Origin of the sequence: Aeromonas sanarellii (assembly GCF_000820085.1) — a bacterium.
Taxonomy (GTDB): Bacteria; Pseudomonadota; Gammaproteobacteria; order Enterobacterales; family Aeromonadaceae; genus Aeromonas; species Aeromonas sanarellii.
The window spans coordinates 1-11119 of sequence record NZ_CDBN01000096.1; the positions used below are offsets into that span (position 1 = coordinate 1).

The 11119-nt window shown below is 63.4% G+C and carries 9 protein-coding genes and 1 pseudogene; 5 read left to right on the forward strand and 5 right to left on the reverse strand.

Annotated elements, in window-relative coordinates:
* Positions 1–398 precede the first annotated feature (398 nt).
* The 4 genes from BN1132_RS18125 (at position 399) to BN1132_RS18140 (ending at position 3543) form a co-directional block, all read left to right on the forward strand.
* Positions 399–1169 carry an ABC transporter ATP-binding protein gene (locus BN1132_RS18125; protein WP_010674267.1) on the forward strand — a complete coding sequence of 257 codons (771 nt, stop codon included), beginning with the start codon at positions 399–401 and terminating at the stop codon, positions 1167–1169.
* Between the two features lie 58 nt (positions 1170–1227).
* Positions 1228–2001 carry an ABC transporter substrate-binding protein gene (locus BN1132_RS18130; protein ID WP_010674268.1) on the forward strand — a complete coding sequence of 258 codons (774 nt, stop codon included), beginning with the start codon at positions 1228–1230 and terminating at the stop codon, positions 1999–2001.
* A 105-nt stretch (positions 2002–2106) separates the two neighbouring features.
* The gene (locus BN1132_RS18135; protein WP_042079228.1) at positions 2107–2847 is read left to right on the forward strand and encodes an ABC transporter permease; all 741 of its coding nucleotides are present in this window, start codon (positions 2107–2109) and stop codon (positions 2845–2847) included.
* A gap of 3 nt (positions 2848–2850) precedes the next feature.
* Complete coding sequence (locus BN1132_RS18140) at positions 2851–3543, forward strand: ABC transporter permease (RefSeq protein WP_042079229.1); 693 nt, start codon at positions 2851–2853, stop codon at positions 3541–3543.
* A 57-nt stretch (positions 3544–3600) separates the two neighbouring features.
* Here BN1132_RS18140 and BN1132_RS18145 read toward each other — a convergent pair whose 3' ends face one another.
* The 3 genes from BN1132_RS18145 to BN1132_RS18155 form a co-directional block, all read right to left on the reverse strand.
* Positions 3601–4242 carry an energy-coupling factor ABC transporter permease gene (locus tag BN1132_RS18145; protein WP_042079230.1) on the reverse strand — a complete coding sequence of 214 codons (642 nt, stop codon included), beginning with the start codon at positions 4240–4242 and terminating at the stop codon, positions 3601–3603.
* A 98-nt stretch (positions 4243–4340) separates the two neighbouring features.
* Positions 4341–5183 carry a pyruvate formate lyase 1-activating protein gene (gene pflA / locus BN1132_RS18150; RefSeq protein WP_084203104.1) on the reverse strand — a complete coding sequence of 281 codons (843 nt, stop codon included), beginning with the start codon at positions 5181–5183 and terminating at the stop codon, positions 4341–4343.
* 75 nt (positions 5184–5258) lie between these two features.
* The gene (locus tag BN1132_RS18155; RefSeq protein WP_042079232.1) at positions 5259–8198 is read right to left on the reverse strand and encodes a putative bifunctional diguanylate cyclase/phosphodiesterase; all 2940 of its coding nucleotides are present in this window, start codon (positions 8196–8198) and stop codon (positions 5259–5261) included.
* A gap of 134 nt (positions 8199–8332) precedes the next feature.
* Between BN1132_RS18155 and BN1132_RS18160 the strand changes: the two genes are divergently transcribed.
* Complete coding sequence (locus BN1132_RS18160; RefSeq protein WP_042079234.1) at positions 8333–10021, forward strand: FAD-dependent oxidoreductase; 1689 nt, start codon at positions 8333–8335, stop codon at positions 10019–10021.
* 91 nt (positions 10022–10112) lie between these two features.
* Here the strand turns inward: BN1132_RS18160 and BN1132_RS18165 are convergent, their stop codons facing one another.
* Both BN1132_RS18165 and BN1132_RS20145 read right to left on the reverse strand, forming a co-directional pair.
* Complete coding sequence (locus tag BN1132_RS18165) at positions 10113–10547, reverse strand: ion channel (protein WP_042079233.1); 435 nt, start codon at positions 10545–10547, stop codon at positions 10113–10115.
* Position 10548: 1 nt separating this feature from the next.
* Positions 10549–11119, reverse strand: a pseudogene (locus tag BN1132_RS20145) (hypothetical protein); the annotation flags it as partial.

Sequence of the window (11119 nt, forward strand, 5' to 3'; positions counted from 1 at the left end):
GAGGGGCAAGGTCCGGGGATGGGGGGCACATCGCCAGTAAAATCAATTCCATCCCCGTAAAATTGTGCGACGGTGGTGACTATGCCGGATGAATAAAGTCATTTTGGGTGACATCCGGCGTGGATGGTGGAATATTCTTGCCACCAGTGCGTTGCGGGTATAAAAGGTCGGTATGGCACCGGTGACAAAAAATGCATTTTATGCAGACAAAGTGCTGAAAAATACCGGTCAGGCCAATAAAAATACAGATAAACCACCAAATACCTCGGTTCTGTATTGTTTTTTAACTACCTGAATGATATTTTCGCTGAAGGTTGCCATCGGTTAACGTTTTGTTAAATGTTCCGGTGGTGGTGTCACGCCGAAGCGGCGTCTAGGGACAGACAAGGTTGTAATGGATGAGCGACGTTGCCGCACTGGAAGTTCGTGATCTGCACAAGTATTTTGGCACCCACGAAGTGCTCAAGGGCATCGATATGACGGCCCACAAGGGAGATGTGATCTCCCTCATCGGCTCCTCGGGTTCGGGGAAGTCGACCTTTCTACGCTGTATCAATCTGCTTGAAACCCCTTCGTCGGGCAGCGTCTCCCTCCATGGGGAGCTGATCCGGATGAAGACCAGTCGTTCCGGCGAGCGGCTGCCGGAGGACATGCGCCAGGTGGAGCGTATCCGCAGCCGGCTGGCCATGGTGTTTCAGAGCTTCAATCTCTGGTCGCACATGACCATCATGCAGAACATCATCGAAGTGCCCATCCAGGTGCTCAAGGTGCCCCGTGCCGAGGCCATCGCCAAGGCGGAGCATCTGCTCAACCGGGTCGGGCTCTGGGAGCGACGCGACTACTACCCCGGGCACCTCTCAGGTGGCCAGCAGCAGCGGGCGGCCATCGCCCGTGCGCTGGCGGTGGAGCCGGAAGTGATGCTGTTCGACGAGCCGACCTCGGCCCTCGACCCCGAGCTGGTGGGCGAGGTGCTCGGCCTGATGCGCGAGCTGGCGGAAGAGGGGCGCACCATGATGGTGGTGACCCACGAGATGTCCTTTGCCCGCGACGTGTCGAACAAGGTGATGTTCCTGCATCAGGGGCGGGTGGAGGAGGAGGGCAATCCCAAGGAGATCTTCGCTCATCCCAAGTCGGAGCGATTCAAGCAATTCATCTCCTCCATCTATTGATGGACGGGATGCTATTTCCGTACTTTCAACGATCGACGTGTTTATCAAGGAGAGATACATGAACAAGCTGATGCTGGCGACTGCCGTGATGACGGCCCTGTGTTCCGGTAGCCTGATGGCCAAGGAGTGGAAAGAGGTGCGGATCGGGGTGGAAGGGGCCTATCCTCCCTTCTCCTGGACCGAGCCGAGCGGCGAGGTGAAAGGCTTCGACATCGACATCGCCAACGCCCTGTGCGAGGAGATGAAGGTGAAGTGCACCCTGATCAAGCAGGACTGGGACGGCATCATTCCGGCGCTGCTGTCGCGCAAGTATGACGCCATCATCGCCACCATGGACATCACCGAAGAGCGCAAGAAGAAGGTGGACTTCACCCAGAAGTACCAGCACATTCCGGCCCGCTTCGCCGCCAAGAAGGGTACTGAGATCCAGCTGGACAAGGCCTTCATGGATGGCAAGACCATCGCCGTGCAGCGTGCCACCTCCATGGACACCTACATCACCGACAACTTCCCCAATGCCACCATCAAGCGCTACGGCACCGCGGATGAGGCCTATCTCGACCTGAAGTCCGGCCGCGTCGATTACGTGATGGCCGACTCCGCCGCCATCAGCGACGGCCTGCTGAAGAAAGAGGGCGGTGATGCCTTCGAGTTCATCGGCCCGAAACTGACCGATCCCAAGTGGTTTGGCGAGGGTGCCGGCATCGCGGTGCGCAAGGCGGACAAGGATCTGAAAGAGAAATTCAATGCCGCCATCCTGGCCCTGCGCGCCAACGGCAAGTACAAGGAAATCAACGACAAGTACTTCGACTTCGACGTGTACGGCGAGTAAGTCAACGTCAGGCGAACAACGACAGGTTGATCCCGTCAGTAGTCATCGGGCCCGTTGCCTTCCGCTGGGAGTGACGGGCCCGATTGCGATGGAGCTGCATTGCATATGTTTGATTTGAAAGGATACGAAACCTCCCTGCTGGAGGGGGCCTGGATCACCCTGGAGGTGGCGATCGCCTCCCTGCTGCTGGCCCTGGTGCTCGGCATGCTGGGGGCCCTGGCCAAGCTTTCCCCCTACAAGTGGGCGCGCGGCATCGCGGCGGCCTACACCACCGTCATTCGCGGCATCCCGGATCTGGTGCTGATGATGCTGCTGTTCTTCGGCGGTCAGGTCCTCATCAACGGGATCTGCACCTGGGTCAACGAGGCGTACAACAACTACCTGCTCGAGAGCAATCCGAACCAGGAGTGGGTCTCGTTGCTGCCGGATTACATCGACATCAGCCCGTTTGCGGCCGGGGTGGCCACCATCGGCTTCATCTTCGGTGCCTACATGACCGAGACCTTCCGCGGCGCCATCCTGGCGGTGGACAAGGGAGAGCTCGAGGCCGCGCGCGCCTTTGGCATGCGGGCGAGCCAGGTGTTTGTGCGGATCCTCTTCCCCCAGATGATGCGCCACGCCCTGCCGGGGTTTGGCAACAACTGGCTGGTACTGCTCAAGACCACGGCCCTGGTCTCCATCATCGGGCTCGATGACATGGTGCGCAAGGCGTCGCTCGCGGCGGGCTCGACCCAGCAGCCGTTCACCTTCTACATGGCGGTGGCGCTGATCTTCCTGATCTTCACCGCAGTCTCTACCTCGGCGCTCAAGTGGGCCGAGCGTCACTACGCGATCAAGACGAGGTAAGCCATGGATTTCTCGATCATTCTCACGGAGTGGCCCACCTACTGGGAGGGCTTCTACACCACCATCTGGCTGGTGGCGGCCTCCCTCATGCTGGGGCTCTTGCTGGCGGTGCCCATGGGCATACTGCGCAACAGCCGCAACTGGCTGATCAAGGGACCGATCTGGGCCTATATCTACTTCTTCCGCGGCACTCCGCTGCTGGTGCAGCTCTTCATCATCTACTACGGCGCCGCCCAGTGGGAGTGGCTGAAGAACAGCGCGGCCTGGTCCCTCTTCTCCGAGGCCTGGTTCTGCGCCCTGCTGGCGTTCACCCTCAACACCGGTGCCTACACCGCCGAGATAGTGCGGGGCGCCGTGATGAACATGCCCAAGGGGCAGATAGAGGCGGCAAGCGCCTTCGGCATGACCCGCTGGCAGACCCTTACCCGCATCATACTGCCCAACTCGTTTCGCCGTGCGCTGCCCGCCTACAGCAACGAGGTGATCTTCATGCTGCAGGGCTCGGCGGTGGCGGGCATCATCACCATAGTCGACCTGACGGGGGCGGCGCGGATCATCAATTCCCGCTACTACAGCCCGTTCGAGGCGTTCCTGACCGCCGGCCTGCTCTACATGCTGCTCACCTTCGCCATCGTCTGGCTGTTCAAGAAGTGGGAGGCCCGCTGGCACGCCCACCTGCGCCCCCGCAGCGTGTGATGTGCAAAGACAACAAAGCCCGCGATTGCGGGCTTTTTTATGAACAGCGGAGCAGGATCAGCGCCCCAGATACTCCCGATCGAAGAAGGTGTTGACCCAGTGAGGGCGATAGACGGCGAGCAGTGTCATGGTCATGCCGTTGAGCAGGGCCTCGGGGAAGAGCAGCAGGGGCCAGATGGAGAGGTAGTCGGCGCCGATGGTGTGCCAGGGGTAGGTGCCGCTCATCCCCATCAGCAGGGCGCTGGCGATCACCTTGACCGAGATGCTGAGCGCCCCGCCGAGAAAGGCGGCCACGAACAGGTAGACGAAGAGGTGGCGGGGCAGCCAGGCCCAGCTCGCCAGAAACAGCAGCCAGCTGGTGGCCACCGGCAGGGCGACGCCGATCAGGGCCTGCCAGCCGATGTCCGCTAGTTCGGTGACATCGAAGGCCGAGAGGATCAGCAGGGTGAGGCAGGGGGCGAGCAGGGCGAGGCGCCAGCCCAGCAGCAGGGTCAGGCTGGTGAGGCCGAGAAAGTGGATCTCCAGCCCCTCGTGCAGCCCGGCCCGCAGGGTCCAGAGAGGTACCAGGACGATGGCGCTCCCCAGGCAGAGGTGCTGGTAGAGCGAGTTGGCGTGGAGGGTGCGCAGCAGGGAGGCGTTCAGGCTGAAGGCGAGCAGCACCAGCCAGAGCAGGAGGGCGGCGACTTGTCCTTCACTCATGACCTGTTCCCTCGGATGTCACTGTCGGGTGATAACGCCCTGATGGGCGCTGGCGGCACAATGAAAAGAGGCCGCCCTCTGCCGGGCGGCCTCCTGTCTCAATACTTCACGTTGGGGTGATACTTGCCGAGGATGCCCTGGATCCTGTCCATGGTCTCCTTGCTGGGGGGCTTGATCCCGACCAGATCGTAAGTGTCTCCCAGCACGTCCCACTTGTGCTTGCCTAGTTCGTGGTAGGGCAGCAGCTCCACCTTCTCGACGCACTCCCCCAGTTCGGCGATGAACTGGCCGAGCCCTTCGGCACTCTCGTCATCGTCGGACCAGGTGGGCACCACCACGTAGCGGATCCACATGGTCTGGCCGCGGGACGCCAGATAGCGCGCGAACTCCAGGGTGTACTTGTTGCTGACGTGGGTAAGCGGGATGTGCTTCTCGTCGTTGATCTGCTTGATGTCGAGCAGCACCAGATCGGTGTTGTCGAGCACCCGATCGAGCAGCTCGTCGTAGTGGCGCACGAAACCGTTGGTATCCAGGCAGGTGTGGATCCCCTGCGCCTTGCAGGCGGCGAACAGCTCGGCGATGAACTCCTGCTGCAGCATGGCTTCGCCACCGGAGGCGGTGACGCCGCCGCCCGAGGCATTCATGAAGTGGCGATAGCTGGTGAGATCCTTCATCAGCTCGGGCACGGTGACCTCGCGGCCGCCCTGGGTGTCCCAGGTATCCCGGTTGTGGCAGTACTTGCAGCGCATCAGGCAGCCCTGCATGAACACGATGAAGCGAATGCCGGGGCCGTCGACGGTGCCGCAGGTCTCGACGGAGTGGATCCTGCCAATCACTTCGGTACTGCTGGCGTCGCCGGCTTCAACGGCGGGGATCCGCTGTGCGCCGTGGTCGGCAGGCCCCTTGGTTTCAACGACAGGGTTCCGGTTAATGACTGACATAGACGACTCCAATGGTTCGGACAGGGTACTAGCGGTCGTTATTTTATGACAGAAAGCCCTATAAATCCTACATGTTTAGCCTGGCCGGGCTCCGCCAAGCAGACGCTCCAGCTCCTTGACGGGGAGCGGCCTGCTGGTGAGGAAGCCCTGATAATGCTGGCATCCCAGGGCCTTGAGCACGGCGAGCTGCTCCTCTTCCTCCACCCCTTCGGCGGTCACGGTGAAACGAAAGACCTTGGCCAAGTCCAGGATGGCCTTGACGATGGCCTTGTCCTGCTCGCTGTGCACCAGCGTCTGGATGAAGCTTCTATCCAGTTTGACCTCATCGGCGGGCAGATCGCGCAGATAAGCCAGTGAGGAGTAGCCGGTGCCGAAATCGTCGATGGAGATGAGCAGGCCCAGGGCCTTGAGCTGGCGGATCCTGGCGATGCTTTCCAGCCGGTTTTCCAGCACCACGGACTCGGTGACCTCCAGCAGCAGGCGCGACGGGGGCACGCCGGTGTCCCGCAGTATGTACTCCACCTGCTGTACGAAGCCGGCGGTGTGGAACTGGCGGGCGCTGACGTTGACCGACAGGTGGGGGATGACCAGGCCGTTGTTGAGCCAGAAGCTGTACTGGGCGCAGGCGGTCTTCATCACCCAGTAACCTATCTCCTGGATGAGGGTGGTCTCTTCGGCGATGGGGATGAACTCGCCGGGGGGCACCATGGTGCCATCGGCCTTCTGCCAGCGCAGCAGCGCTTCCACGCCGGAGAGGCTGCCGTTGTCGACTCTGTACTGGGGCTGGTAGTGCAACACCAGCTCGTTGTTGCGCAGGGCATCGCGCAACTGGTTATTGAGAGAGAGCTTGCTCTTCTCCCTCTCCGCCATGGCCTCGCTGAAGAAGATGTGGTTGCCCTGACCGGCGCGCTTGGCCATGTGGACGGCGGTATCGGCCTGCTGCATCAGGATCAGGTGATCCTTGTCGTCATCGCTGAACAGGCTGATCCCCACCGAGGCGCTGCAGTGCAGCTTGTGATCGCCGATGTCGAAGGGGTGGCGGAAGATCGCCATCAGCTCCCGGGCGAAGTGCTCCGCCAGGATCTTGGCGGTGACATAGCCCTGGCCCAGGGCGGTGAACAGCAGGGCGAACTCGTCCCCCGAGGTGCGGGCCAGCACCAGGTTCTCCTGGGGCAGGGACTTGAGGCGCACCACGACGGCCTGGAGCAGCAGGTCGCCGCAGGCGTGGCCGAGGGAGTCGTTGATCGACTTGAAGTTGTCCAGATCCAGCAGCAGCAGGGCCCCCCACTGACCGCTCGGGGTCTGCAGGGTGCGCTGCATGATGTCGTTCAGGCTGCGCCTGTTGTAGAGATCGCACAGGTCGTCGTAATAGGCGAGGCGCTCGATGTGGCGGGCCGTCTCCTTCTCCTGGGTGATGTCGTGGAAGCTGCTGACAAAGTGGCTGAGCTCCCCCAGATCATCCCTGACGCCGCTCACCATGAGCCGCACCGGGAAGAGATGCCCCGCCTTGTGCAGGCACTGCTCCTCTCCGCTCCAGTACCCCTGCCGGTTGACGGCGGCGACCACCTCCTCTTTCAGGCTGTCGCCGTAGTAGGTGGGCCTCAGTGTGTCGATGTGCTGGCCTATCATCTCCTCGCCCGCAAAACCGGTGATGCGGCTGAAGGAGGCGTTGACCTTGAGGATGATGCCGCCGTGATCCATCACCAGCAGGCCGTCGTGGGTGTTGAAGGCCACCTCGGCCAGGCGCAGGGCATCGTCATTGGCGATGCGCTGCAGCTCGACGGCGGCCCGCTCACGCTGCTCGTAGAGGGCGTCGAGCAGGGGCATGGGGTCGGCAAGCGGCCCGGCGAGCAGCAGAGTGAGCTGACCCAGGGGGAGGCCGTTTGCGCCCTGGAAGGGGATGCCGATGTAGCTCCTGGCATTGAGGGCCAGCAGCTGGCTGGCCTGGGGGTAGCGTAGGGGCAGGTCTTCCACGTAGAGGCTCTGGCCGTGCTGGTAGATCTCCCGGCCCGGGCCCACCTCCATGCGCATGGGCTTGACGGCGGAGAAGGTATCCCCTTCCAGCACGCAGCGCGGAATGAGCCAGAGATCCTGGCCGCGAGGCTGAAACTCGCCGATCCAGCCGATGGTGGCGCCGCTGGCGTCCATGGCCCATCGCACCAGGGCGCGGCAGTAATCGCTGCCGGTCTTGTTGGCCAGTCCGTCGGGAGAGGGGATGAGCGGAGACTCCGTCGCCACGGGCTCCGGTTGCCAGTGGCCCAGCAACTGGGCGCAGTGACGCACCAGTTGCAGCGTCTCGTCGCCGATCAGGGTGGTTTCGGCATACTCGAGGCTGAGCACGCCGACGAGCTTCTCCTGCTCCAGCAGGGCGCCGTCCAGGCGGGAGCTGACGCTGGCATCGGCCAGGTAATAGTGCTGGCTCAGCATGGGCTGGTGCGCCGCCTCCGAGAAGCTCAGGGCGCCTCGGGTGCGCAGGGCGCGGATATAGCGGCTGTCGCCGCGGATGGCGCCAACGGATTCCACCCCCAGGGTGAACACCGGGGTCAGCTGTTCGCTGCTGAGGGGGCCATTGGCCTGGTAGTGCCAGAGGATCAGGCGGTCAGCGCCCAGGCACTCCTTGAGGCTCTCCAGCATGGGGGCGTATTGCCGCTGGCTGGCCATCTGACTCAGGCGCGGCAGTTGCAGCGACAGGTTGGCCGCACTCTCCTGAGGCTGGGTCTGCAGGCAGATGAGCCAGAAGGCGTCCTGTTCGCGAGAGAGGGAGACATGCCACAGCAGGGAGTCAAAGCGCAGCAGGAGCTTGCCCCCCTTGCCGCTGGCGAGGCGCTGCTCGATGGGCTGGCGCAGGGCTTCCGGCAACTGGGCCGGCCAGGCGCTGCGGGGTTCGTCAAGCCAGTGGAGCGGGGTCTGCATCACATCGGTCAGGGCGACCAGCCGTTGACTACGGGTATCCAGGCGAAAGAACAGCGGGGCCTGGCTGGCGGTCGGGAGATGGCTGAGCGCGGTAGACGACATGAACTGACACTATCCTGTTGAGCAATTGTCGGAGGCCAAGAATACTGCAAAACCGTGGCAAACAAAATTTCATTGATATCTAAATTAGAAATGCCTAATTTATTGGTCATCTCATGTTGAGCGGAGTCTTGCAGATGAAACGGATCCTGATTGTGGGTGGTGTAGCCGGGGGGGCGTCGGCGGCGGCCCGCGCCCGTCGTTTGAACGAAGAGGCCGAGATAGTGGTGTTCGAGCGGGGCGAGTTCGTCAGCTTCGCCAACTGTGGGCTGCCCTATCACATTGGGGGGGACATTCCCGACCGGGATGCCTTGCTGCTGCAGACGCCGCAAAGCTTCAAGCGCCGCTTCAACGTGGATGTGCGGGTCTTTCACGACGTCATCGAGATAGACAAGGCCGGCAAGACCCTGCTGGTGCGCAACCTGCAGACCGGTGAGGAGCGGCGCGAGCCCTATGACAGACTGCTGCTGAGCCCGGGCGCCGCCCCCATACGGCCGCCTTTCCCCGGCATCGACAGCCCGGGAGTGCATACCCTGCGGAGCATTCCCGACATGGACCGCATCCTGGCGGCGCTGGCGCACGACAAGCCGCGCCATGTCACCGTGGTGGGGGGCGGCTTCATCGGGCTGGAGATGATGGAGGCGCTGCACCAGCGCAAGCTCGAAGTCACCCTGCTGGAGCTATCCGATCAGGTGATGGCGCCCGTGGACAGGGAGATGGCCAACCTGCTGCACGCCCGCATCCGGGAGGAGGGGATCGATCTTCGCCTGCGCACCGGCCTCAGTGCCATCGAGAGCCTGGCGGTGCCGGCAGAGAAGACCTCGGCGGTGGCGAACGACCAAGGGGGCGGCCTGCGGCTGACCCTGAGCGATGGCAGCCGGCTCGACACCGGCCTGCTGATCCTCGCCATCGGCGTCAAGCCGGAGACCCTGCTGGCGTCCAAGGCCGGGCTGGAGCTGGGACCCCGCGGCGGCATCAAGGTGGACGCCGGGATGCGCACCTCGGATCCCTTCATCTATGCGGTGGGGGACGCGGTGGAGGAGACCGACTTCGTCACCGGCGAGCCGGTGCTGATCCCGCTGGCGGGGCCCGCCAACCGCCAGGGACGCATCGCCGCCGACAACATGCTGGGTCGAAGCGAGACCTACAAGAAGACGCAAGGCACCGCCATCTGCAAGCTGTTCGATCTGGCGGTGGCGAGCACGGGTCTGAACGAGAAGCGGCTGGTGCAGCTGGGCTTGCCGTTCGAGAAGGCCTATGTGCACCCGGGCAGCCACGCCGGCTACTACCCCGGCGCCCACCCGATCAGCCTCAAGCTGCTGTTTGCGCCGGACGGCAAGATCTACGGTGCCCAGGCCATCGGCAAGGACGGGGTCGACAAGCGCATCGACGTGCTGGCGGTGGCCCAGCGCGCCGGTCTCACCGTGTTCGATCTACAGGATCTGGAGCTCACCTATGCGCCGCCGTTCGGCTCGGCCAAGGACGCTATCAACATGGCGGGCTTCGTGGCGAGTAACCATCTGAAGGGGGACACCCTCCTCTGTCACGCCGCCGAGGTGCAGGCCCGCCACCCTCATCAACAGGTGCTGGATGTGCGCAGCGGCCCCGAGCTCGACAAGCTGGGCCGCATTCCGGGGGCGCTGCACATCCCTCTGGATGAGCTGCGCAGTCGCCTCCATGAACTGCCCAAGGATAAAGAGCTGCTCATCAGCTGTCAGGTGGGGCTGCGCGGCCACGTGGCCTGCCGCCTGCTGAGCCAGCACGGCTTTCGGGTGAAGAACCTCTCCGGCGGCTTCAAGACCTGGCTGATGGCGTGCGCCGAGTAGGGATGGACTGGTGCTAAGGGGCCGGTGAGCCGGCTCCTGAGAGAGAAGGGCCACTCCATGGAGTGGCCCTTCTCTTTCGCACCAAGGTTGCTCACCGTGGTGAGGGGGCGTCGTCGAGCTGCTTGCGGATATGGTGCTGCAGTACCGCCAGCATGCAGGCGCCGGAGAGGCCTATCATCAGGGCGCCGTTGACCGCCTCCAGCGGGCCTAGCAGCTTCCACTGCGCGCTCATGACGATGTCGCCATAGCCCAGGGTGGCGAAGTTGACGCCGGAGTGGTAAACGGCCTCCTGCAGGGTGTCGAACTCCCCGAGCCACAGGAAGATCGCTCCCCAGACGCCAATCTGGGCCAGGTTGCCGAGCATCACCAGGGTGATGATGCCAAACAGGGCCAGCATGCCGGCCAGGGCCCCCTCGCGGCGATGGAACCGCTTGACGTAGAAGCGTATGCACCAGACGGAGACCAGGGATTGCAGCAGCATGTTGACCAGGATCACCGGGATGCCGACCAGAAAAATCGTAAACATATCACTCTCCTAACTGGGATTCCGTCAGCGGGCGGCCGACCGGCCACCACTGTTCGAGCAGCAAGATACAGAGCCAGCCGTAGCCGGCCACCAAGAGGTAGAGGCCGCAGCGCATGGCGGCCGCGAGCCAGACATCCTTGCCGGTGGCGCTGTCCTCGATGGCGGGCCCGAGCAGGATGAGGGCCGTGATCCAGGCGTTGCTCCAGAACGAGGGCGGGAAGCGGCTGGCCACCAGGGGAACCAGCCGCCGCGCCAGCCAGAGGGTCATCAGCATCAGCATCAGCACCAGCATCAGCAGGGAGGGCCAGAGGCTGAGCCCCATCCAGAGCGCGAACGCCAGCAGGGCGCCCGCCAGGGTCGAGAGCACCAGCTCCTGGCCCGCCTGCCTGGCATTGAGGGAGGTGCTCTGCTGGGCCAGGGCCACCGTCTTCATGACGGCGGGGATGTAGAACGCCGGATTGCCGAGGGCCAGCAGCCACACCGGCAATACGATGGCCACGGCCCGCAGCGCCAGCCGCTCGGGATGCTCGGGGGGCGGTGGGGCCGGTCTGGCGACCGTGCCCGTCGCAGGC